Below are 24168 nucleotides of genomic sequence, written 5' to 3'. Positions count from 1 at the left end.
TTATTATGATGAGCGCGATGCGCGGATGGCGTCACGCTGGCGGAGTGCAAGGTCCTCTAACGAAAACGCCTGCTGATAATACTTTACGCTGAGCAAATTAGAGAATCGTGAGTAAATTATGGAGAAAGTGTGAATGTAGTGACGATTTTATGTGCGCGATTACACATGTCGGCTCTCCAGCCACAGCACCGTCGCGGCAACGCGCGAACGGACATCCAGCTTGCGCAGCAGGTTGCGAATGTGCACTTTTACCGTCTCTTCGGAGATATGCAAGGTGGTGGCGATCTCCTTGTTCGATAATCCGCGCGCCACTTCCTGCAGCACATCCAGCTCGCGTTCCGTCAGCTGTTTGAACGGATTCGACGTTGGCTGGCGCGTCGCAAGATAATCGGCCACCGCATCGCTGAACACGTTTTCACCCTTCGCACCGCGCATCACCTGCGCCAGCAGCAGTTCGGGTTCGCTGTCTTTCAGCAAATAGCCGTCGGCACCGGCATCCACCATCGCGTAGATATCATTGCGCGCATCAGAAACCGTCAGCACCAAAATGCGTGCGGCGATGCCTTCGTTACGCAGCGCTTTTAACGTATCCAGCCCGGACATACCTTTCATGTTGAGATCGAGCAGGATGACATCCGGCGACAAACGCCGCGCTTCGGCCAGCGCTTCAGTGCCGTTATTGGCTTCGGCCACCACTTCCAGCCGAGGCTCCAGCGCCAGCAGCTGGCGAATACCACGGCGCATCAGCGGATGATCGTCAACGATCATAATTGTCAGGGAAGGGTTAGCCATAATCTCTCCAATATTTCATTTTGTAGGGTCGCCATTCATGGCGACCTGGTTCCAGGTGCGCATGAATGCGCACCCTACCAAACCACCGTAGGGTCGCCATTCATGGCGACCTCATTCTCATTGTTAACTCAACCGATGCGCCGGGCGCGGCGGAAAACGCAGCGTAACGCGCGTGCCTTGCGCCTGCGGGGTAATCATCAACGTGCCGGATAAGCGCGCGGCACGCTCCGCCATAATCGTTAATCCATAATGTCCCGGCGGCTCTTCAAGGCTGCTAATACCGCAGCCATCGTCTTCAATCGTCAGCAGGTGGTCCTCATCAGCGACACGCTGATAATGAATCTGAATATTCTGCGCCTGCGCATGCCGAATCGCGTTGAGCAGCGCTTCGCGCGCAATCTGCAGCACATGCACTTGCTGCTGGGCATCCAGCGTCTGCAGGCCGGGCTGATAATCGAAGTCGATGACCGCCTGCGATTGCTCCTGCAGCGGCGCAATCATCGCCTGCATCGCCTGCACCAAATCAGCCTGTTCGATGGTCAGGCGGAAAGTGGTCAGCAGCTCGCGCAGTTGCTGATAGGCTTCGGCCAGCGCGCGATCAAAATCAGCGATAATCGCCAGCGCCTGCGGTTGCGACTCATCGACATTACGCCGCAGCAGCGCCAACTGGATGCGCAGGAAAGAGAGCGACTGCGCCAGCGAATCGTGCAATTCGCGCGCAATGGTGGCGCGCTCTTCTATTAATAGCATCTGCTGATACTGTTTTTGCGTCTGCCAGATCCATAGCGCGCGCGCCAGCATGTTCGCCAGGCTCTGCATCAGTTCGTCGGCGGGCGGTGCGCGGCGGGTTTGCCAGCACAGCTCGCCCAGCCGCTGCTCTTCCTGCATTAACGGTAATCGCTGCCAGCTTAAATCATCCGCCGCCACGCCGGCCTGAAACTCAATCCCCTCGCTGGCAATTTGCAGCACCGTTAATGCTTCACGCCGCTGCACCAGACGCAGCAATCCCTGAAACAGTTCGGGATTGGGTGGGCTGCTGGTGAGAATTTGTGAGCTTTCATACAGCAGGGAAAGCGTGCGATTGGCTTGCGTGAGATCTTCTGTTTTATCCCGCACCGCGCACTCAAGCAGGCGATAGTGCGAATGCAGCCGTTCCGCCATGGTGGTGAAGGCCTGCGCTAGCACGCCCAGTTCATTGGGTTGTTGCACCGGCAGCGGCGGAAAAGCGAAATTCGCCTGCTCAACATATTGGCTGGCGGTCACCAGCGCGTTGAGCGGCCGCACTACGTTGCGGCGGATAAAGCGAATCGTCCACAGCGCCAGCGCCACAATCGCCAGAAAACCAAACAGGCTGCTGGCGGCCACCAGATGCATTTTCAGCTCAGCGTAATGCTGCAATGCCAGCACGAAGCGGTCGATCTCACTGACGTAACCCGCGACACGCTGCTGGTAGATTTGCGCCCGCTCGGGCTGTAATGTCTCCTGCAACATCGGCCAGCTGTCACGCAGATAGCGATAGCGGCTGCTCACTTCAAGCGGCACCCACGCGCGCTCCAGATGTTGTAGTGCCGGGGATTCCAGCGTTTGCCGGTAGAGTTGAATGTGATGTTCCAGCTGCTGCGGATCGCGCGTGCTGTCCCACGCCAGCCGGTAAATCTGCATGCGCAGCGATCCGGCGACATTTACCGCTTCGGCATCGCGCAGGCTGCTGGAGAGCGTCATCAGCGCCAGCCCGGTGGTTAACAGCGACAGCAGCACAATCACACTGAGTGCGCGGGCAATGGTTCGAGTAACGGGACGTTTCACAATCACAGTAATAACCCTTGTAAGAGCGGGGGATTATAGGGCAGCCGTGCGGTAACGGCGAGTTCGATCTCGTCACATCAGGTTACTTTTATCAGATAAAACCCTTTCTCTTTACCTTTCCCTAAATAACCCGCGCTAAGCTGGCGAATTATTAAACGGCTTTACCGCTTGCTCAACCTGGTTTTCATTCCCTGCGTGATAATGAGTCCTGTAACCCTTAACGGAAGACAACAGGAGCATCACATGAAGAGACGTTATGCCGTTCTGACTGCTGCACTGCTTGCCACCGCAAGTTTCTCGACGCTGGCAGCCCAGCCCGTAAGCGCTACACAAGCGCAAAACCTGCAAAGTGCGGGCACCGTTTCCATCAGCGGCGTGCGCGGTACGCTGGATGATGCAACGCGCCATCTGTCGCAAAAAGCGCAGGAGGAAGGCGCCAGCGGCTATCGCGTTATTGGTGTACAAACTCCAGGCGATTCCAGCCTGTGGAGCGGCACCGCAGAGATTTATCGTTAATTCCCTCCAGTAGTTACCCCTGTAGTAAGAGTTATCCCTGTAGCCATCCCTTTTACCGGTCAGCCCTCTGACCGGTTTTTTTGTGCACCGCGACGGATTATTACAATTCATCTTGTGCAGCTTGGCGGTATTTTTTGCTTCGTTCTTGCAGAACGGGTAGGATTCATCGCCGTAAATTCCCACCCCGCCACGCGACATCGTTCCGCCGCGTGACACCGGGTTTTTACCCCATTTCGCACCGCCATACGCAATCGTTTGGTTCAGCGGTGATTGATGGTCAGGACAAACAGGATAGCTATGAAATCAACTAAAAAAACCGCAGCCGAACAACGCGCTGCGAAAAGACGCTGGCTCAACTCGCACGACAGCGGTTACCACAAAGCAATGGGTAATCGTCAGGTACAAATGATCGCCATCGGCGGTGCTATCGGTACCGGTCTGTTCCTCGGTGCTGGCGCGCGCCTGCAAATGGCCGGTCCTGCACTGGCGCTGGTTTATCTGGTGTGCGGTATCTTCTCCTTCTTTATCCTCCGTGCGTTGGGCGAACTGGTATTACACCGTCCTTCCAGCGGCAGCTTTGTTTCTTATGCACGTGAATTCCTTGGGGAAAAAGCGTCTTACGTAGCGGGCTGGATGTACTTCGTTAACTGGGCGATGACCGGTATCGTCGATATCACCGCCGTCGCGCTTTACATGCACTATTGGGGCGCGTTTGGCGATGTGCCGCAGTGGGTGTTTGCGTTGGGCGCGCTGGCGATTGTCGGCACCATGAACATGATCGGCGTGAAGTGGTTCGCCGAGATGGAGTTCTGGTTCGCGCTGGTCAAAGTGCTGGCGATTGTGGCGTTCCTGATTGTGGGAACGATATTCCTGGGCAGCGGTAAGCCGCTCGACGGCAACACCACAGGATTCCACTTGATCACCGATAACGGCGGCTTCTTCCCGCACGGTTTGCTGCCAGCGCTGGTGTTGGTGCAGGGCGTAGTATTCGCCTTCGCCTCGATTGAGCTGGTCGGTACGGCGGCGGGCGAGTGTAAAGATCCCAAAACCATGCTGCCGAAAGCCATCAACAGCGTGATTTGGCGTATCGGCCTGTTCTACGTCGGTTCCGTGGTGCTGCTGGTGCTGCTGCTGCCGTGGAACGCCTATCAGGCGGGGCAAAGTCCGTTCGTGACCTTCTTCTCTAAACTTGGCGTGCCTTACATCGGTAGCGTGATGAACATCGTGGTGCTGAGCGCCGCGCTGTCGAGCCTCAACTCGGGGCTTTATTCTACCGGTCGTATCCTGCGTTCGATGTCGATGGGAGGTTCTGCACCGCAGTTCATGTCGAAGATGAGCAAACAGCAGGTGCCGTATGCCGGTATTTTAGTGACCATCGGTGTATACATATTTGGTGTGGTACTCAACTACTACGTGCCTTCACAGGTATTTGAAATCGTTCTGAACTTTGCTTCGCTCGGCATCATTTCGTCGTGGGGCTTTATCGTGGTGTGTCAGATGCGTCTGCGCAAAGCGATTAAAGAAGGCAAGGCAGACGATGTCAGCTTCAAACTGCCGTGGGCGCCGTTTACTTCATGGTTGACGCTGCTGTTCCTGGCGAGCGTCTTAGTGTTGATGGCGTTTGACTATCCAAACGGCACCTACACCATCGCCTCAATTCCGTTAATTGCCGTGATTCTGGTGCTGGGCTGGTTTGGCGTGCGCAAACGCGTGCATGCTGAAGCGCAGAAAGAGCATGAACATCATGCTGAGAACCACGATACGCTGGCGGAAGATTCACCGCGCTAATCACAGCGATTCTCATCTGCGGGGGCCTTTTGGCCCCCGTTTTTATTTCAATTCCCCTTCACTTGATCCCACGTCGGGATTTACCCCTTTGGGGTAATATAGCCCTCATTAGCGTCAGGTTATTTTACGCACCATCTCTCTTTCCCCCGTTTAAGGTGAACCGATGGCGCTGTCGCGACGTGAACTCTTTACCGGGCAGCGCGTAGCGTCTGCTAACGGCATCGCTTTGCCGTGGTGGCGGGAAGAGAACGGTTGTGATGGCTGCGGCAAATGCGTGGCGGCCTGCGAAACCCACATCATCCGTCTCGCTGCCGGTGAAGTGCCGCACCTCGATTTTTTGCAGGGTGAATGCACGTTCTGCGCCGCCTGCGCAGACGCTTGCCCGCAGCCGCTGTTCCACGCGCGTGAAACCGAACCGTTTCCGCAACGCATTCGCATCGACAACCGCTGCATCACCTTTCTTGGCGTGAATTGCCGCAGCTGTCAGGAGAGTTGCGAACAGCAAGCCATCCGTTTCCATTTGATGCCGAATGGCATCGCACAGCCTGAAACCCTTCCGCAGCATTGTACCGGTTGCGGCGCCTGCATCGCGCCTTGCCCGGTCTCAGCCACAGGATTACATCATGAACCATGAACACAGTTGGCACGTCTGCGGCCTGGTGATTCAGGCGCGCCCGGCGTCGATTCCCGCCGTGAAAAGTGCGTTGCTGGCCTTTGACGATTGCGATATCGCTGCCGAAGACGCCGCGCGCGGCACGCTGGCGGTGACGCTGGGTGCGGCAGATAGCGCCGCGCTGCTGCGCAATATTGAAGAGAGCCGCAACATCGCTGGCGTGTTGGCGGTATCGCTGGTGTATCACCAGCAAGACGAAATTGAAGAACCTTGTAAGGAAGCATCATGAGTATAAGTCGTCGTGATTTTATGAAGGCCAATGCGGCGGCTGCTGCTGCCACGGCTGCAGGACTCACCATTCCTACCGTGACCAAAGCCGCGACCTCGCTGGCTGCGCCGATTCGCTGGGAAAAAGCGCCGTGCCGATTCTGCGGCACCGGCTGTGGCGTGTTGGTCGGCACCCAGGATGGCCGCGTAGTGGCTTCGCAGGGCGATCCGCAGGCAGAAGTGAACCGTGGTCTGAACTGTATCAAAGGCTACTTCCTGCCGAAGATCATGTACGGAAAAGATCGTCTGACCCAGCCGCTGCTGCGCATGACCGACGGCAAATATGCCAAAGAGGGCGAGTTCACGCCGGTCAGTTGGGATCAAGCCTTCGACATCATGGAAGAGAAGTTCAAAGCGGCGCTGAAAGCCAACGGCCCGGATTCGGTCGGCATGTTCGGTTCCGGTCAGTGGACGGTATGGGAAGGTTATGCGGCCTCCAAGCTGATGAAAGCCGGTTTCCGCACCAACAACCTCGATCCCAATGCGCGTCACTGCATGGCTTCGGCGGTGGTCGGCTTTATGCGCACCTTCGGCATGGATGAACCGATGGGCTGCTACGACGACATCGAGCAGGCCGACGCCTTTGTGCTGTGGGGCTCGAACATGGCTGAGATGCACCCGATTCTCTGGTCACGTATCACCGCGCGTCGTCTCAGCAATGACAACGTCAAAGTGGCGGTGCTTTCCACTTATCGTCATCGCAGTTTTGAGCTGGCCGATAACGCGATAGTGTTCACGCCGCAGAGTGATTTGGTGATCCTCAACTTCATCGCCAACTACATTATTCAGAACAATAAGGTCGATAAAACCTTCCTGCAGAACCACGTGACACTGCGCAAAGGCGTGACTGACATCGGTTACGGCTTGCGTCCCACCGATCCGCGTCAGGCTGCGGCGAAGAACCCGGACAGTGGCGAATCCACGCCGATGAGCTTCGACGAGTTTGCGAAGTTTGTTTCCGAGTACACGGTGGAAAAAACCAGCGAAATGAGCGGCGTGGAGAAAGATCAGCTGATCGCCCTCGCCGAACTGTATGCCGACCCGAAAGTGAACGTGGTGTCGTACTGGACCATGGGCTTTAACCAGCATACGCGCGGCGTGTGGGCCAATAACCTGTGCTACAACCTGCACTTATTGACCGGTAAAATTTCGCGTCCTGGCACCGGTCCGTTCTCGCTCACCGGCCAGCCGTCGGCGTGTGGCACGGCGCGTGAAGTCGGTACTTTCGCCCACCGTTTACCGGCGGACATGGTGGTCAACAATGACAAACACCGCGCCACCGCCGAGAAGCTGTGGAAGCTGCCGCAGGGCACGGTGCCAGCCAAAATTGGCTTGCACGCCGTGGCGCAGGATCGCGCGCTGAAAGATGGCAAGCTCAACGCCTATTGGGTGATGTGTAACAACAATATGCAGGCCGGTCCGAACCTGACGCAGGAGCGTATGCCGGGCTGGCGCGATGAGCGCAACTTCATCGTGGTGTCCGATCCCTATCCCACCGTCAGCGCCTTGTCGGCTGACCTGATTCTGCCTACCGCGATGTGGGTGGAGAAAGAGGGCGCCTACGGCAACGCCGAGCGTCGCACCCAGTTCTGGCATCAGCAGGTCAAAGCGCCGGGCGATGCGAAATCCGATCTGTGGCAGCTGGTGAATTTCTCCAAACGTTTCAAAGTGGCGGAAGTGTGGCCGGAAGCGCTGCTGGCGCAGAATCCTGAGCTGCGTGACAAAACGCTGTTTGATGTGCTGTACGCCAATGGCCAGGTCAACCAGTTCCCGCTGAGTGAAGTGGCAGATGGCCAGTTGAATGATGAAGCGCGCGAGTTTGGATTCTACATCCAGAAAGGCTTGTTCGAGGAGTACGCCAGCTTTGGTCGCGGTCACGGCCACGATCTCGCGCCTTTCGATGTTTACCATCAGGCGCGCGGCTTGCGCTGGCCGGTTGTCGATGGCAAAGAGACGCGCTGGCGCTATCGCGAAGGTTACGACAGCTACGTTAAAGCCGGTGAAGGCGTGCGTTTCTACGGCAAGCCGGATGGCAAAGCCACCATTTTCGCGCTGCCCTACGAAGCGCCAGCGGAATCGCCGGATGAAGAGTACGACCTATGGTTCTGTACCGGTCGCGTACTCGAGCACTGGCATACCGGCACCATGACGCGTCGCGTGCCGGAGCTGCACCGCGCGGTGCCGCAGGCGCTACTCTATATACATCCGCTGGATGCCAAAGAGCGCAATTTCCGCCGCGGCGAGAAGGTCCGTGTGGTGTCGCGTCGTGGTGAAACCCTTGCCACCGTGGAAACGCGCGGTCGCAATCAGCCGCCAAAAGGTCTGGTATTTATGCCGTTCTTTGATGCGGGCGTGCTGGCCAACAACGTCACGCTGGACGCCACCGATCCGCTGTCGAAGCAGACCGATTACAAAAAATGCGCCGTCAAGCTGGTTAAAATTTAAGGCAGGATGCAATGAAACCCTTAATCACACTCGTTACTTTGGCCGCCCTGATGCTGGGCGGCACGGTTTACGCCAATAACGGCGTCGATCTTAATCAGTCACCGGAAGTGACGGCCACGCAGCAGGGCACCATTCATCAGCCCAAAGAGCAGAGCCGCCAACCGTTGAACTACGTAAATCAGCCGCCGGTGATCCCGCACAGCGTCGATGGCTATCAGGTGACGAAAAACGTTAACCGTTGCCTGCAGTGTCACGGCACGCAGAGCTATCTCACCACCGGCGCGCCGCGCGTCAGCCCAACACACTTCACCGATCGCGATGGTCTGGTGAGCAGCACCGTGTCGCCGCGCCGCTACTTCTGCCTGCAGTGTCACGTACCGCAAACTGATGCCAAACCGGTGGTGGAAAACACCTTCAAACCGGCTGACGGCTTCGGTAAGTGAGGAAATGATGAAAGAGAAACTTCTGCGCATCTGGCGCTGGTGGCGACGTCCAAGTCGTCTGGCGCTCGGTACCTTGCTAATTCTGGGCTTTGCTGGCGGGATTATTTTCTGGGGCGGATTCAATACCGCGATGGAGATGACCAACCGCGAGCAGTTCTGTATCGGCTGCCATGAAATGCGCAATAACGTCTATCAGGAATATATGCAGACGGTGCACTACAACAACCGCAGCGGCGTGCGCGCCACCTGTCCGGATTGTCACGTGCCGCACGAGTGGGGCCCGAAAATGCTGCGTAAGATCCAGGCGAGCAAAGAGGTGTATGCCAAGATTTTCGGCATCATCGATACGCCGCAAAAGTTCGAGGATCACCGCATCGAGCTAGCGCAAAACGAGTGGCGCAGGATGAAAAACAACAATTCGCAGGAGTGTCGTAACTGCCACAACTTCGATTATATGGATTTCACCGCGCAGAAAACCGTGGCCGCGAAGATGCACAGCAAAGCGATTGAGGAAGGGAAAACCTGTATCGATTGTCACAAAGGCATCGCGCACCATCTGCCGGATATGAAAGACCAGCCAAACGGTTTTTGAAACGGTTGCCATAAATGGCAACCCTACGTTCGAGCGTGTTTCACCCGTAGGGTCGCCATTTATGGCGACCTCGCTCACAATTCAGATAGTTTTCCCCGCCGCTTCGGCCTATTATCTCAGGCTCCCTCAATTTAGCAGTGGAGCGGTTATGTCGTTAAAGATCAACATCATCAAAGACAAGTTGCTGTCAGAAAACTGGTTTGTGCTGCGCAACTTCACCTACGAACTCACCCGCAACAACGGCGAAGTCGTGCGTCACAAGCGCGAAGTTTACGATCGCGGTAACGGCGCCACCATCCTGCTGTACAACACTGAAAAAAATAGCGTTCTGCTGGTGCGTCAGTTCCGCATTGCCACCTATGTGAATGGCAACGAAAGCGGCGAGCTGATTGAGACCTGCGCGGGGCTGCTGGATGACGACTCGCCGGAAGAGTGCATTCGCAAAGAAGCGATTGAAGAGACCGGTTATCAGGTGGGCAAGGTGGAGAAACTCTACGAAGTCTATATGTCGCCGGGCGGCGTGACCGAATTGATCCACTTCTTCGCCGCGCAATACAGCGATGCGCAGCGCGCCAACAATGGCGGTGGTGTTGAGGATGAAGAGATTACCGTACTGGAGCTGAGTTTCCCGGAAGCGCTGGCGATGGTAAAAGATGGCCGCATTCGTGACGGTAAAGCCATTATGCTGTTGCAGCATGCGCAGATTGCCGGTTGGTTAAAGCCGTAATTTGGCCAGGTCGCCATAAATGGCGACCCTACAACACCCGTAGGGGCGGCATTCATGCCGACCTTGTCCATTACCGCACAGGATTATACCAACTCACCCAACGCTTCCGGCACGCACTCGGGATACGCCTGCAAACGCGCCAGCGCTTCGGCGTAAGAGGGCATCGAATGTGCCGCACCAGATCGCTCCACGCACAGCGAAGCATAAGCCGAAGCAAACAGCGCCGCCTGCGGCAGTTCATCGCCAGAAGCCAGCCGCGCCGCCAGTGCGCCGTTAAACGCATCGCCCGCGCCGGTGGTATCCAGCGGCTGAGCCGGGAACAGCGGAATACGCAGCGGCGGCTGCCCGGCTACTGAAAGCAACGCGCCGGAAACCCCCAAGGTAATAATCACCTGACGCGCGCCTTTGCGGTGCAGCTTTTCTGCCGCTTGCTGCGCGCTGGCGAAGTCGGTGACCTTCACGCCGGTCAACTGCATCGCTTCGGTGCTGTTCGGCGTCAACAAGTCCACTTTCGCCAGCAGCGCATCAGTGACTTTCTGCCACGGCGCGGGATTCATAATCACAAAGGTGCCGCCAGCGCGCGCGTTGTCGATCATGCGCTGTATCGCGCTGAGATTATTCTCCAGCTGCACCAGCAGAATATCGGCGGCGGCAACGGTGGGTTGGCAGCGCGTCACTTCGGCGGCAGTTACCGTGGTGTTCGCGCCGGGATAGACCGAAATCATGTTCTCGGCATCGTCACCAGCAACGTAAATCAGCGCGTTGCCGGTTGGTTTCTCCTTGCAGGTAAACAAGGTGATGGCATCGAAACCGGTCTTTTCCAGATGACGACGCGCAAACATGCCGAAGTCATCATTACCAATCTTTCCGATATAGTGCACGCGCGCCCCGGCACGCAGCGCGGCCGTGGCCTGGTTGGCACCTTTGCCGCCCGGTCCCATCATGCTGGTATGGGCGGTGAGCGATTCGCCCGGCATCGGAAAACGGTTCATCACCGCGACCACGTCGAGGTTGAACGAGCCAAACACACACACTTTTCCTTTCATCATGCACTCCTGAACAGACGTTCGGCGGCTAAACAGGCACCGCGACAACCGGTGTGATCGGTGGATTGGCTAAACACGATCTTCAAACCGTCGCGCGTGGCGGGTGGACGAAGATGCTGCTGAATCTGGCTGCGTAATTGCGCCAGCGGGAAGTCCGCCATCGCCAGCACGCCGCCGCCCAGAATCAGGTATTCCGGATCGAGGATGTTCATCTCGGTGGCAATCAACTGCGCCAGGCGCTGCACAAAAGCCTGTAGCTCCGGATGCTCGCGATGCTGGGTAAACAGCACCGACATATTGGTTTTCGGCACGTTGGCGCTCGCCCAGCGGCTTAGCCAGTGGCCGGAAGTGACGGTTTCCGCACAGCCACGATTGCCGCACGGGCAGGGCAGATCGTTGCCAGTAATCGGCACATGGCCGAGCTCACCTGCGCCGCCGTGCTGACCATGATAAAACTGACCGTTGATCCACAAACTGTTGCCCATGCCGGTGCCGGGATACAAACCCACCGCGCTGTCCGGCAGCTGCTCCAGCTGCAGTAAATCCCACAGCATCAGATGGTTAACATCTTTATCCATCGCTACCGGCACGCCAAGACGTTCGGTGAGCAGCGCGGCAACCGGTTGTTGATCCAGCGCCTGGATAAACGGCAGCGAAATCACCTGCTGGCGGTCGCGACTGAGAATGCCGGGTAATCCGAGCATCACGCCGCTCACCGGCTGCTGCTCCAGCGTTTCACTGATTAACTCGCCCAACGCGCTCAGCGCATCAGGTTGCTGCGCCCAGCTGGCCGTCGGCACTTTACGGAAGCTCGACCAAACGCGGCCTGCTTCCATCAGCTGCAGACGTGTGCCGGTGCCGCCAATGTCGATACCGAGCCAGCATTTTTTCATGCGGATACCTGCGCCAATCCCTGAGCCTCATCGATGCTTTCGCGCATCATATTCCAGGCGGTTTCCAGATCGTCGTGAATATTGAACAAACCGGAGGTGCCAACAATCAGCACTTCTGCGCCTGCGCCAACCAGCGTGTTATAGGTGCGGGTGTTGCAGGAACCGTCGATCTCAATCAGGTATTGATAGCCGTTGGCCTGCTTCAGCGCTTTCAGCTCCTGTACCTTCTGCACCATTTCCGGAATAAACGGTTGCCCGGCGTAGCCCGGATCCACCGTCATCACGGTGATCTTATCCACCAGATGAATGTAGTGATGGATAAAGGAGACCGGCGTCGCGGGGTTGAGCACCACGCCAACTTTCTTGCCGAAGCTGCGGATCATATTGATCACGCGGAACGCATCGCGGTTGATGGTTTCGGCGTGCGGGCAGATGTAATCCGCACCCGCTTTGGCAATCACTTCAATGAAATCGGTGGGCTGCTCGACCATCAAATGCACATCCAGCGCCACTTTGGTAAACGGGCGAATCTGCTCAATAAAGAACGGCGACAGCGTGATATTTTTCACGTAGTGACCATCCATAATGTCGATATGCAGGAAGTCGGCGCGGGAGTCCAGCACGGCGAGCTGGTGCTTGATCTCCATCAGATTCATACACATCAACGACGGGGAGACTTGAATACGCATCATACTTCCTTTTTTTCGGTCAAAGGGTTAAGCGCCGCAGCCAGCTTGCTGAGTTTGACGGCACGATGTTCGTTAAAGCGGGTTTTAAATTGTTTGAAGGCCAGCACCACAATCAGCACCGCGCCCCACATTGCCAGGCTGACGTGCTGGCTGATGTTCATCAGGTTGAAGCCGGTGGATAGCACTTGCAGCGCGATCAGCGCCAGCACCACGCCAGTCACGCGACCAAAGCCGCCGTTGGGATCGGTGCCACCAAGGATGATCGCCAGCACCGTCAGCAGCAGATACGCATCGCCGTAACCCATACGCGCCGAGTTGAAGCGCGCCATCATGATCAATCCGGCCAACACGCACAGCAGGCTGGAGATGACGTACACCAGAATCACCATGCGATGGGTATTGATGCCGCTAAACCAGGTGGCGTTGATGTTGCTGCCGCCCATGTAGATGCATTTACCGGCGCGGGTTTTGCCGAGGAACAGCGCCAGCAGCGCGGCAGCAATCAGGAACACCCACAGCGGCAGCGGAACGCCAAGCAACGTGTTAGAACCGAGCGCCTGCACCACCGACGGCATACCGCTGACCGCTGCACCTTTGGTCAGCCAGATGCCGATGCCGTTGAGCGTCATCATGGTCGCCAGCGTCACCAGAATCGGGTGTGCCCCGATGCGCGTTACCATCACGCCGGTAATCACGCCAATCAGCGCCGCAATCAGCATCGCGCCGATGATGGCGATGAACAGCCACAGCAGTTGCATACCGGTTCCCGCATCGGCGGGCAGGGCGCGCATCAGCGTCCAGGCGATAAACAGCGCTGTCAGGTTGGCGGTGGCGATGATCGCCAGATTCAGTCCGCCGCTGAGAATGGCGATAAACATCGCCAGCGTCAGCAGACCGAGCTCAGGCAACTGGAACGCCATGCTCATAAAGGTCGAATCAGTGAGAAAGCGGCCCGGCAGCATGATGGTGAAGGTCGCCAGCGCCAGCGCAATTAACAGCATCAGGCCGATATTGGTGCCGTCCGGACGCAGAGCAGAGAGTGATTTCATGTGAATGCGCCTTCCGTTAGACGAAACTGACATCAGTTTCTTTACGTTTTTTGTAGTGAGTCACGGCGATGGCCACCATGATCACGCCGCCCACCACGATGTTCATGAAGTAGTTGGAGACGCCAATCAGGTTGAGGCCGTTCTTCAGGATGGCGATGAGGAACACGCCCATTAAGGTGCCGCTCACCGTGCCTTTGCCGCCCATCAGGCTGGCACCGCCCAGCACTGTGGCCGCCAGCACATCCAGCTCGCCGCCAACCAGCGCATTCGGCACCACTTCACCCATGCGATAGACCTGCACTAAGCCGCCAATCGCCGCCATCGCGCCGAGCCAGCCGTAAGCGAAGATGTGAATCAGACCGACGCGAATACCGATGCGGCGCGCTGATTCCGCATCACCGCCCACCGCATACAGCTGGCGACCGAGATTGGTTTTGTTCAGCAGCAGCGCGGTGAGTCCGGCAATTACCAGCATGGTCACCAGCGGCAATCCAATCTGGAAGCTGTTGCCTTGCCAGGTGAATGGCAGCACGCTGCGCAGCGTGATCCACCAATCCGGCAGCGAATAGAGGCTTTTGCCGCCGGTCACCCACATCAGCAGGCCAAACAGCAGCGACTGCATGCTGATGGTGATGATGATCGACACCACGCGCAGCGAGGTAATCAGCAGGGCGTTGATCACGCCAAACAGCGTGCCGCACACCACCGCCAGCAGAATGCTGAGCAGGGCGTTATCAAACTGGAACTGCACAAACAGCGAGGCGATCAGGTATTGCACCACCGACGCCACCGCAGCAAAGGAGATATCGATGCCGCCGGTCACCAGCACCACAAACAGGCCGAGGGCAAAGATGCCGGTCACGGCGTAGCTTTCAGCCAGATCCAGCAGGTTTTGCACCGTCAGGAACTGGTCGCTGGCGGCAGAGAAAAACACGATGAACGCCAGCAAAACCCAGGCAAGCCAGCCCTGGCTGGAGCTCGGACGTAAACGAGAAAAATCAGGCATTGATCACCTCCGCCAGCTGCTGTTGCTCAACGGTATCGGGTTGGTATTCGGCATGAACGGTGCCATCACGGAAGTGCAGGATGCGGTCGCAGTTGTACCAAACCTCAGGCATTTCGTCGGAAATCAGGATGATCGACAAACCTTCCTTCGCCAGCAGATGAATCAGCTGATAGATGCTGGCTTTAGCGCCGACATCCACGCCAACGGTGGGCGAATCGAGGATCAGGATGCGCGGCTGGGTCAGCACCCATTTCGCCAGCACGATTTTCTGCTGGTTGCCGCCGGAGAGCGTTGAGATCGCCAGATTGGGATCGGCAACGCGCACGCCAAGCTGCTGAATCCACTGCAGGATCAGCTTGTTCTTGCGGTATTCGTCAATCAGGTGGAAACGGTTTTGCAGCTTGTCGAGGATCGGCAGCACCATATTGTCGGCCACCGATTGCTGCTGCACCAAACCCAGCGTTAAGCGATCTTCGGAGACGTAGCCGATACCGGCTTTGATCGCGTCCTCGTGTCCACGAAAGCGCACCGGTTTGCTGTCGAGCCAGATCTTGCCGCTGTCCGGTTTGGTCATGCCAAACAGCGACAGTGCCAGTTCGGTACGGCCAGATCCCAGCAGGCCGCACAGGCCCAGCACTTCGCCCTGATAGAGTTTGAAATTAACGTCGTGATATTGTCCGGCGCGCGTCAGTTTTTCGACTTCGAGGATCAGGCGGTCGTCATTGCGCGTCGGCGTTTTTAACTGGTAGTCGAGCTTCAGGCCGGTCATCAGTTCGGTCAGATGGTGCGGCGTCATCTCTTTGGCGGGCCAGCAGCCCATTTTGCGGCCGTCGCGGATCACCGTCACGCGATCCGAGATCTCCAGCACTTCATCCAGGCGATGGCTGACAAACACCACGCAGATGTTTTTGTCTTTCAGGTAACGCACGGTGCGCAGCAGCTGATTCACCTCGGTGCGCGTCAATGAAGCCGTGGGTTCATCCATGATCACCAGCCGCGCATCGGCGACCAGCGCACGGCAAATCGCCACCTGCTGGCGGGCGGCAATCGACAGCGATGCCACTTTCTCATCGAGGTTGAGGTCAAACTTCAGCTCATCAATGATGCGCTGCGCCGATTCACGCAGTTTGGCTTTGCGGTGCCAGCCGAGCAGGCTACTTAAGTTGTGCTCGAAGGCGATGTTTTCCGCCACGCTGAGATTAGGGAACAGCGACAGATCCTGATAGATCACCTGGATGCCGAAGTCACGCGCCTGACGTGTGGTCAGACGCGGGAAGCTTGGGCCTTCGCCCAGCGTGATGCGGCTGCCGCTATCCGGTGCATGCACCCCGGAAATGACTTTGATTAAGGTGCTCTTGCCACAGCCGTTGGTGCCAGCGAGACAGTGCACTTCGCCAGCCAGTAAGGTCAGCGAGATATCGCTCAGTGCGCGGTTGCCACCAAATGTTTTCGACAGGTTGTCGAGCGCAATCAGCGTCTGTGGGATCACCTCTTTCATCATTACAGCCCCATTTTCACCAGTTTTGGCAGGTTCTCTTTGTCCAGGCTTTCGGTGTTATTGCCGAGGATGGTGTGGGTCGCCTCGTCAACTTTCACTTTGCCCAAACCCTCGATGGTCATTCCGTCGGTGATTGGCTCTTTCTTCTGCATCATGTCGGCGATGCGCACGAACACTTCGCCTGCGGTCTGCGGATTCCAGATGTAGCCGCCTTTGATCGCGCCGCGCTGCACCAGTGACGCGCCCTGACCAGGACTGAAGGCTCCAATCACGCAAACCTGATCCATCTTGTTACGGTTCATCACCGCACGACCGGCGCCAATAGGACCTTGTGAACCAAAGGCCATAATCCCTTTCAAATCCGGGTACTTGGACATCAGCTCATTGGTAGTACGAATCGAGTCATCCAGTGATTCGCCGACGCCAAACTTGTCGGTGACCATCTGCATCTTCGGATAGTGTTCTTTCTGGTAATTTAGCGCGGCATCGGTCCACTGCTGATGCAATGGCACGGTCAGGCTGCCGACGTACATGGCGTATTTGCCCTCTTCATGCATGCATTTTGCCAGCGCTTTCATATGGTTAATGCCGTGCGTCGGCGCATCCACCAGTTCGAAGTCCCAGTTGGCGCCTTTCTGATCCGGCGATTCGTGAGTGATGACTTCAATGCCGGCATCACGGGCGCGCTTCAGCACCGGCTCCAGCACTTTCGGGTCATTCGGCACCACGCCAATGATGTCGACCTTCTGGGCGATCAAATCTTCGATAGCGCGTACCTGCAGAGCCGGATCGGCCGCCGTTGGGCCCACCATCCACGCGTCAATGCCGCGTTTCGCCGCTTCACTCTTGATGCCCGCTTCCATGGCGTTGAACCACGGAATACCGCCAATTTTCACCACGATGCCCATGCGTAATTTGTCAGCAGCGTGCGCGCCGGAGGCGGCAAACAGGGCGAGCAGAGAACAGGCGATAAGATGTTTTTTCATAAAGACTCCGATTTAATTTTTTATTAGCTGCATAGAATGGCTGCGCTGGGAGCAATCAATAATATTGACGCCGTTCCACGCTAATTCTTGTTCCAGCTCTTTGTCTTTTAATTGGTCAGTAATAAGAAAGTCCACATCGCGATAATGACAAATACGCGCGAATGAGGGCCGCAGGAATTTACTTCCGTCCAGCAACAGATGTTTTCTTTCCGCTGCTAATAACATTTGCTGTTTTAAATGTGCGTTGTTTTCGTTACCTTCACGTAAATAACCGTCATTGCCTAAACTGCTACAGGAAAAAAAGATCTTATTAATCTGAAATTCCCTGAGCGGTTGCTCGGCGACTACGCCGTGGAAATCTTCATAACGGTCAGAATATTCTCCCCCCAGACAGATAGTGCGGATGCTGCCGCGTGCCGCAAGGGTTTGCACAATCCTGATGGAATTGGTTAATACCGTTAATTCAATATCCGGGAGCTGTCGCGCTAAATACCAGCAAGTGGTGCTGCTATCGAGTAATATACAATCGCCGGGGCTAATGAAATCGAGTGCGCGTTTGGCAATAGCCATCTTGGCATCAACGTGTTCATTTATTCTCTGGCGGAAAGATAATTCACACTCGTTAACGCCTCTTGTATTCCCCTGAATGTTAGCGGCCTGTCGTTTTGCTGGTACCGCACCACCGTGACTGCGTTGTAACAGACCACGTTTCTCCAGCTGAGTTAAATCACGCCGAATGGTTTCTTGTGAAACCTGACATAACGTGACTAATTCAGCGACAATGACCCGACCATTTAAATTTAATTCGTCAATAATTCGCTGCTGTCTTTCAATCGGCAACATACTAACCTCCGATGGTTATAAATTACTGGATTGCGCATTTAGAAAGTGTGGGCTGCGCACGAGTCCACAGTCACCAAAACGCCTTAGCTGATTAGAGTGATCTGGATCTGTCTTTAATGTAAATGAGATGTCTGGTTATCAAAATTACGTGATGCACTTCACATAAATGCGCCTGATGTCGCGAAATCCGCGTTCTACGCGCGTTGCATAGCCGCAACATGGATTTAACCTAGCATGACTGTTTATGACCGTTTGTGTGTATTTGACCGTTTTGTGATGCGTCAACAAGAGTGCGACGAATCCGATTGAGCAGGAATCGGTCAAAACGGATGATGAGCCATTGCGTTATCCAATACCCGATTGCCACAAGGTGATGTCTTTTTCAGCGGTTGACCCCGCTTTTAGGGCCGGCTCACAGTTTAGGCCTGCTGACAGCGTTCCCGTTGCGCTATTATTTTCTTTCCAGGAATTTGGGGACCGATTTTTTTGATGTCGTATTGGATGAAGTTACTGCTTTTATTGCCCTTTCTTTTTGTCGCATGCGTACAGGCTCAGCCACTGCAAAAGTCATTTTCTGACTGGCAACTGACCTGCAACAATGCGGCTTTTTGCGTGGCACGCAGTTTTCCCGGTGACAATGGCTTAGTGATGACGATTTCACGTCATGCTGGCGTCAACGATCGCCCCTTGTTGCGCATTGATTACGGCAGCGGCTACAGCGGTGAGCTGCCGGGCGGCCCGCTAAAGGATAATTTGCTGCTCGATCAACGCCGTTTGACGCCGGATCTCAAACACTGGACGGTGGAGCCGCACCATCTGGCGACCAGCAATGCTATCGCCATCGACGAGTTCCTGGCGCAGACGCTGGATGCGCAAAATCTGCAATTGACCTACAAAGCCAACGCCACCATTCCGCTCAGCGGCATGAAGGCAGCGTTATTGTTGATGGATGATGTGCAGGGCCGCGTTAACGGTGCCAGCGCCTGGGTAAAACGTGGCGACCGCGTGCAGTGGGATGTGCCGCCGCAGCCCGCGTTGCCGGCGTTACCTGCGCCGTTACCGTCGCCGCCACCGCTGACGCAGGAAGAGACCAGCGGTTTGATTGATTTTGGTACCTGGCGGGTAAATACCGATAACTGCTCGCTCGATCCGCTGCGACGTGAAGTGAGCGTGTCGCCGCTGACCGACAGCAAAGCGCTGCTGCTGATCAGCTGTGAAACCGGTGCTTATAACGTTATCGATCTGGCATTTGAAGTGACGCGTGATGCGCCTTATGTGTCGCGTGGCTTGAGCTTAACGCTGCCGTTTACCCCAGCATCACGCAGCGATAATCAGCTGGAGTTGGTGAATGCGGAGTTCGATGCCAGCCATGGATTGCTTTACACCTTCAGTAAAGGACGGGGATTGGGTGATTGCGGCGTGGCGACGCGCTGGCAGTATGACGGCAACGAATTTGTACTGGCAGAGTATGCGGAAGAGAAGACCTGCGATGCGTGGCACAGCAGTGAAGACTGGCCAACACTCTGGGTCACTGAATCGCAAAATCCGGTGCAGTCGCGTTAATCAGTAGGGTCGCCATTAATGGCGACCTTCCCCCATATGATTAACGAATCGCTTGAACCGTCATTGGTGAACCCGACTGATTCCCAACCAGCTCGGTCAGCATATTATTCACGCCATCGCTCATCGGGGTGAAACGCGTTAACGGCGAGCGCGTCACCACCACAAATACACCAACGTTGTGCTGCGGCACCATCGCCATATAGGTAATAAAACCGCCGCCGCCGCCAGTTTTCTGAATAATCCCCGGACGACCTTCCTTCGGCCCCATATAAACCCAACCCATGCCCAGCGCATCGGCTCGGCCCGGCACATCCATGCCTTCCACTTTGGTTAGCTGGTCACGACGATAAATCAGCGTTTGCAGGCGATCAATTTGCGGTGTGCGGTGATTCACCGCCGAGTTGAGGAACTGCTGCATCCAGCGGCCCATATCGTCTGGCGTTGAGTAAACGCCGCCGCTGCCGATAGCCGCCAGCGTGTTGTTGCACGGACTGGCGCCTTTCTCCGCAATCATCAGACGCTGACACTGATCCGGTGACGGCGTGAAAGTGGTGTCTTTCATGCCCAACGGACGCGTTATCAACTGCTGAAACAGCGCCGGATACGGCATGCCCGCCGCTTTGGCGAGTGCATCGCTCAGCAGATCAAAGCCAAGATTGGAATAGGCGGCATTGGTGCCCGGCGCGGCTTTTAATGCGGCGCCGCTCAGCCATTGCCAGCGATCGGACTTGGTCGGCCAGACAAACACCGGACGATGCGGTTTACCGCCGGGCTGCTCGCGCGGCAGGCCGCTGGTATGCGTGGAGAGGTTAATCAGGCGAATTGGCTGGCCGTTATAGCTCGGCACGCGCGCGCCAGGCTGCGCGTATTTGCTTAGCGGATCGTCAAGACGCAGCTGGCCGCGTTCGGCCATCTTCACCATCACTTCGCTGGTCATCAGCTTGCTGAGTGAGGCAATACGAATCACCGAATCGGGCTGCGGACGCACGTTGTTGCCGGGGCGCGTATCACCAAAGCTGGCGAAAACCCGCTGATTGCCATCAATCGCCACCAGCGCCATGCCGGTTGCGCCGCTGCCATAGAAAATGTGCTCGGCGTAGCGATCAACAATTTGCGATGCCAACAGTGGATCGGGCGATGACTGCGCCATGCTTTTTAATGGAAGCACTGAAACCATTAAGGCCAGTAAAAAAGGAGTACGTTTTTTCAACGGGAAAGCGTCCGCTATAGGAATCGGAGGAAAGCTTATAGTAATCAGTTTGAGCGAGGCGTGAAGAGGGCAGGGCGGATTTTTTTCTGTATCAGGCTGTGATCAAAAAATGGCCCTTACGCCAAAAAGACGCAGGGCCAGATCGATTAGTGCGGCTTGAGTAATGCTTCGGTATGGCTAACGATGTTCTCGACGGTGAAACCGAATTCCGGGAACAGTTTGCCAGCGGGAGCTGACTCACCAAAGGTGGTCATACCGACAATCGCGCCGTCCAGCCCGACATACTTGTACCAGTAATCAGCGATACCGGCTTCGACTGCCACGCGCGCTTTCACGCCGGATGGCAGCACCGATTCGCGATAAGCGGCATCCTGCTTATCAAATACGTCGGTACTCGGCAGCGACACTACGCGAATTTTGTGGCCGTTGGCGGTGAGTTTTTCCGCCGCGCCCAGCGCGATTTCAATCTCTGAACCAGTGGCGATAATGATCGCTTCCGGTGTGCCCGCGCTATCTTTCAGCACGTAACCACCGCGCGCGATATTCGCCACCTGCTCTTTGCTGCGATCCGGCTGCAACAGATTCTGACGCGACAGAATCAGCGCGGTTGGCCCGTGATGGCGCTCAACTGCGGCTTTCCATGCCACGGCGGTTTCCACCTGATCGCATGGACGCCACAGGCTGAGGTTTGGCGTAACGCGCAAGCCGGCGATTTGCTCAACCGGCTGGTGCGTCGGGCCATCTTCACCAAGGCCGATGGAGTCATGCGTATACACCAGCACCTGACGCGCCTTCATCAGTGCCGCCATGCGCACCGCGTTACGCGCATACTCGACGAACATCAGAAAGGTGGCGGTGTACGGCACGAATCCGCCGTGCGTGGCGATGCCGTTGCCAATCGCCGTCATACCAAACTCACGTACGCCATAGTGAATGTAGTTACCGGCGAGGTCATCTTTGATCGATTTCGAACCCGACCAAATAGTGAGGTTGCTTGGTGCTAAATCCGCCGAACCACCGAGGAATTCCGGCAGCAGCTTGCCATACACTTCCAGCGTATTTTGTGAGGCTTTACGGCTGGCAATTTTTTGCGGATTAGCCTGCAACTGCTCAATAAATTTCTGGGTTTCCGTTTCCCAATTTACCGGCATTTCGCCACTCACGCGGCGGCTGAATTCCTCTGCCAGCTGCGGATGGGCAGCTTTGTAGGCGGCAAATTTCTCATCCCAGGATTTTTCACGCTGGCTACCGGCTTCTTTAGCATCCCACTGCTGATAAATCTCTTTAGGGATTTCAAATGCCGGGTATTTCCAGCCGAGTTTCTGTCGCGTCAGCGCCACTTCCTCTTCGCCCAGCGCTGCGCCGTGCGACTCTTCTTTACCGGCTTTATTCGGCGAACCGAAACCAATCACCGTGCGGCAGATGATCAACGATGGCTTATCGGTGACGCTTTGCGCTTCCTTGATCGCCGCCGCAATGGCTTCTGGATCGTGGCCATCAATACCTTCTGCGCTGCCGATCACATGCCAGTTATAGGCTTCGAAGCGTTTATGGGTATCGTCGGTGAACCAGCCCTCGGTTTCACCATCAATGGAGATGCCGTTGTGGTCGTAGAAACCAATCAGCTTGCCAAGACCGAGCGTACCGGCCAGCGAGCTCACTTCATGCGAGATGCCTTCCATCAAACAGCCATCGCCCATAAACACGTAGGTGTAATGGTCAACGATATCGTGATCGGGTTGGTTAAACTGCGCCGCCAGCGTGCGCTCGGCAATCGCCATGCCTACGGCATTGGCTAAACCCTGGCCGAGCGGACCGGTGGTGGTTTCGATGCCTGGCGTGTAACCGAGTTCCGGGTGACCTGGCGTTTTGGAATGCAACTGGCGGAAGTTTTTCAGCTCTTCCATCGGCAAATCGTAACCGGTGAGATGCAGCAAACTGTATTGCAGCATCGAACCGTGACCGTTGGAAAGAATAAAGCGGTCGCGATCAATCCATGCCGGATTATTGGGATTATGGTGGAGGAAATCGCGCCATAAAACTTCGGCGATATCTGCCATGCCCATCGGCATGCCGGGGTGTCCGGAATTTGCTTTTTGTACCGCATCCATGCTGAGTGCACGAATCGCGTTAGCCAACTCTCTGCGTGAAGACATAAGGTTCTCCCTTGTGATTTGGCGATAGCGGATGAGCCAATGCCCATCCGCCATAAGAGTGAGTGCGGATTACAGACGAGAAGAGAGCACGTCTTCCAGCTTCTGCTGGTCGATGGCGAACTGACGGATGCCGTCTGACAGTTTTTCTACCGCCATCGGATCCTGATTGTGTTCCCAGCGGAATTCCGCTTCAGACAGTGAAGCAGGCTGATGGAAGCCTTCGGTTGATGGCTCCAGCTTACGCTCCAGTGGCGCATCACTGTTGGCCAGCTCTTCGAGCAGGTTAGGGGAAATGGTCAGTCGGTCGCAGCCGGCCAGCGCCTGAATCTGTTCCACTTTACGGAAGCTGGCCCCCATGATGACGGTGCTATAACGGTGCTTCTTGTAGTAATCGTAGATACGACGCACAGATTTCACGCCCGGATCTTCATCAACCACATACGGGTCGATCGGTTTGCGTGAGTTGTACCAGTCATAAATACGACCAACAAACGGCGAGATCAGGAACACACCGGCTTCAGCACAGGCACGCGCCTGAGCGAAGGAGAACAGCAGCGTCAGGTTGCACTGAATACCGTTTTTTTCCAGCTCCTCGGCGGCTTTGATGCCTTCCCAGGTCGAAGCCAGTTTGATCAGAATGCGTGAGCGGTCGATGCCGTACTCTTCGTAAAGACGTACCAGCTTCTCGGCTTTGGTAACGCACATGCCACGATCGAAGGAGAGGCGCGCATCCACTTCGGTCGAAACACGGCCCGGTACGCTCTTCAGAATTTCCATACCGAGGTTGATCGCCACTTTGTCGCTGGCGTTAATGATTTGCGTCTCTTTGCTGCCGCCCTGTTTTTTTGCGTAGTCGATGGCGTCATCAATCAGATGTTTATAAGCGTCAAGGCCGGCGGCTTTCAGAATCAATGATGGGTTGGTGGTGGCATCTTCCGGGTGGTAATGGCGAATGGATTCGATATCGCCGCTGTCCGCCACCACGGTGGTGTACTGTTTTAATGCATCTAGCTGGTTCATCACTTAACTCCTTGATTAGCAATAATGTGGGCAAAGGTGTTGCACCCATTCCTGTTAAGTATTGGTCCAACACAGTGCTACAGACGTTGCACGAAGAAAATGCGTTTTCTCTGATTGTGACGTCGTGGCGCTTAAGAGGTGCGATAGTGAAAGGAGGTCT

General features: G+C 56.0%; 22 protein-coding genes. 9 read left to right on the top strand and 13 right to left on the bottom strand.

The genetic code is table 11. The features are described from left to right. Positions 1 to 159: 159 nt before the first annotated feature. Complete coding sequence (locus FHW71_RS04750; RefSeq protein ID WP_179449931.1) at positions 160 to 792, bottom strand: response regulator; 633 nt, start codon at positions 790 to 792, stop codon at positions 160 to 162. A 123-nt stretch (positions 793 to 915) separates the two neighbouring features. Continuing rightward, positions 916 to 2604 carry a nitrate/nitrite two-component system sensor histidine kinase NarQ gene (narQ, locus tag FHW71_RS04745; RefSeq protein WP_179449933.1) on the bottom strand — a complete coding sequence of 563 codons (1689 nt, stop codon included), beginning with the start codon at positions 2602 to 2604 and terminating at the stop codon, positions 916 to 918. A gap of 237 nt (positions 2605 to 2841) precedes the next feature. On the opposite strand from narQ, the gene FHW71_RS04740 reads away from it, so the two are divergent. The 8 genes from FHW71_RS04740 (at position 2842) to nudK (ending at position 10049) form a co-directional block, all read left to right on the top strand. Next, positions 2842 to 3114 (top strand): YdgH/BhsA/McbA-like domain containing protein, encoded by a 273-nt coding sequence (locus FHW71_RS04740; RefSeq protein WP_008107875.1) that lies wholly within the window; start codon positions 2842 to 2844, stop codon positions 3112 to 3114. A 297-nt stretch (positions 3115 to 3411) separates the two neighbouring features. Next, positions 3412 to 4902 carry an L-asparagine permease gene (ansP, locus tag FHW71_RS04735; protein ID WP_008107869.1) on the top strand — a complete coding sequence of 497 codons (1491 nt, stop codon included), beginning with the start codon at positions 3412 to 3414 and terminating at the stop codon, positions 4900 to 4902. A 163-nt stretch (positions 4903 to 5065) separates the two neighbouring features. Continuing rightward, complete coding sequence (gene napF, locus FHW71_RS04730) at positions 5066 to 5536, top strand: ferredoxin-type protein NapF (protein ID WP_179449935.1); 471 nt, start codon at positions 5066 to 5068, stop codon at positions 5534 to 5536. After that, positions 5526 to 5804: a chaperone NapD gene (locus tag FHW71_RS04725; protein ID WP_008107865.1), complete on the top strand. Its 279-nt coding sequence runs from the start codon at positions 5526 to 5528 to the stop codon at positions 5802 to 5804. Before napF ends, FHW71_RS04725 begins: the two co-directional genes overlap by 11 nt. Continuing rightward, a complete protein-coding gene (napA, locus tag FHW71_RS04720) occupies positions 5801 to 8287 on the top strand; it encodes a nitrate reductase catalytic subunit NapA (protein WP_179449937.1) in 2487 nt (828 codons plus the stop codon). The genes FHW71_RS04725 and napA overlap by 4 nt, the downstream gene beginning before the upstream one ends. An 11-nt stretch (positions 8288 to 8298) precedes the next feature. Beyond that, positions 8299 to 8730 carry a nitrate reductase cytochrome c-type subunit gene (gene napB, locus FHW71_RS04715; RefSeq protein ID WP_154155720.1) on the top strand — a complete coding sequence of 144 codons (432 nt, stop codon included), beginning with the start codon at positions 8299 to 8301 and terminating at the stop codon, positions 8728 to 8730. Between the two features lie 7 nt (positions 8731 to 8737). Continuing rightward, entirely contained in the window at positions 8738 to 9322 is a 585-nt protein-coding gene (napC, locus tag FHW71_RS04710) for a cytochrome c-type protein NapC (RefSeq protein WP_008107860.1), read from the top strand. A 148-nt stretch (positions 9323 to 9470) separates the two neighbouring features. Beyond that, on the top strand, positions 9471 to 10049 hold the full coding sequence (gene nudK, locus FHW71_RS04705) for a GDP-mannose pyrophosphatase NudK (protein WP_061717931.1): 579 nt from the start codon (positions 9471 to 9473) through the stop codon (positions 10047 to 10049). Between the two features lie 83 nt (positions 10050 to 10132). On the opposite strand, the gene FHW71_RS04700 is transcribed toward nudK, so the two are convergent. From FHW71_RS04700 to FHW71_RS04665, 8 genes are read right to left on the bottom strand one after another with little or no spacing between them, the layout of a single operon-like run. Then, positions 10133 to 11095: a ribokinase gene (locus tag FHW71_RS04700; protein WP_061717930.1), complete on the bottom strand. Its 963-nt coding sequence runs from the start codon at positions 11093 to 11095 to the stop codon at positions 10133 to 10135. Then, entirely contained in the window at positions 11095 to 11988 is an 894-nt protein-coding gene (gene alsK, locus FHW71_RS04695; RefSeq protein WP_179449940.1) for an allose kinase, read from the bottom strand. The genes FHW71_RS04700 and alsK overlap by 1 nt, the downstream gene beginning before the upstream one ends. Next, positions 11985 to 12677 (bottom strand): D-allulose 6-phosphate 3-epimerase, encoded by a 693-nt coding sequence (gene alsE / locus FHW71_RS04690; RefSeq protein ID WP_061717928.1) that lies wholly within the window; start codon positions 12675 to 12677, stop codon positions 11985 to 11987. Before alsE ends, alsK begins: the two co-directional genes overlap by 4 nt. After that, on the bottom strand, positions 12677 to 13726 hold the full coding sequence (locus FHW71_RS04685; RefSeq protein ID WP_179449942.1) for an ABC transporter permease: 1050 nt from the start codon (positions 13724 to 13726) through the stop codon (positions 12677 to 12679). The genes alsE and FHW71_RS04685 overlap by 1 nt, the downstream gene beginning before the upstream one ends. A gap of 16 nt (positions 13727 to 13742) precedes the next feature. Continuing rightward, positions 13743 to 14732, bottom strand: coding sequence for an ABC transporter permease (locus tag FHW71_RS04680; protein ID WP_154155726.1), 990 nt, complete (start codon positions 14730 to 14732; stop codon positions 13743 to 13745). Next, complete coding sequence (locus FHW71_RS04675; RefSeq protein ID WP_179450856.1) at positions 14725 to 16230, bottom strand: sugar ABC transporter ATP-binding protein; 1506 nt, start codon at positions 16228 to 16230, stop codon at positions 14725 to 14727. The genes FHW71_RS04680 and FHW71_RS04675 overlap by 8 nt, the downstream gene beginning before the upstream one ends. 2 nt (positions 16231 to 16232) lie before the next feature. Then, positions 16233 to 17216: a substrate-binding domain-containing protein gene (locus FHW71_RS04670; RefSeq protein WP_061717926.1), complete on the bottom strand. Its 984-nt coding sequence runs from the start codon at positions 17214 to 17216 to the stop codon at positions 16233 to 16235. A gap of 12 nt (positions 17217 to 17228) precedes the next feature. Next, entirely contained in the window at positions 17229 to 18059 is an 831-nt protein-coding gene (locus FHW71_RS04665) for a DeoR/GlpR family DNA-binding transcription regulator (protein ID WP_179449944.1), read from the bottom strand. A 489-nt stretch (positions 18060 to 18548) separates the two neighbouring features. On the opposite strand from FHW71_RS04665, the gene FHW71_RS04660 reads away from it, so the two are divergent. After that, positions 18549 to 19622 (top strand): DUF1176 domain-containing protein, encoded by a 1074-nt coding sequence (locus FHW71_RS04660; protein WP_179449946.1) that lies wholly within the window; start codon positions 18549 to 18551, stop codon positions 19620 to 19622. A gap of 40 nt (positions 19623 to 19662) precedes the next feature. Here FHW71_RS04660 and ampH read toward each other — a convergent pair whose 3' ends face one another. The 3 genes from ampH to tal all read right to left on the bottom strand — a co-directional run bounded on the left by ampH (position 19663) and on the right by tal (position 24008). Continuing rightward, positions 19663 to 20832, bottom strand: coding sequence for a D-alanyl-D-alanine-carboxypeptidase/endopeptidase AmpH (gene ampH / locus FHW71_RS04655; protein ID WP_179449948.1), 1170 nt, complete (start codon positions 20830 to 20832; stop codon positions 19663 to 19665). Between the two features lie 146 nt (positions 20833 to 20978). Next, complete coding sequence (tkt, locus tag FHW71_RS04650; protein WP_154190448.1) at positions 20979 to 22988, bottom strand: transketolase; 2010 nt, start codon at positions 22986 to 22988, stop codon at positions 20979 to 20981. 69 nt (positions 22989 to 23057) lie between these two features. Then, entirely contained in the window at positions 23058 to 24008 is a 951-nt protein-coding gene (gene tal, locus FHW71_RS04645) for a transaldolase (protein ID WP_008107843.1), read from the bottom strand. Between the last annotated feature and the right edge of the window lie 160 nt (positions 24009 to 24168).

Origin of the sequence: Enterobacter sp. Sphag1F (genome assembly GCF_014193275.1) — a bacterium.
Taxonomy (GTDB): Bacteria; Pseudomonadota; Gammaproteobacteria; order Enterobacterales; family Enterobacteriaceae; genus Pantoea; species Pantoea symbiotica.
Note: the sequence above shows the minus strand (reverse complement) of the source record. Positions and strands in the feature narration are given on the sequence as shown.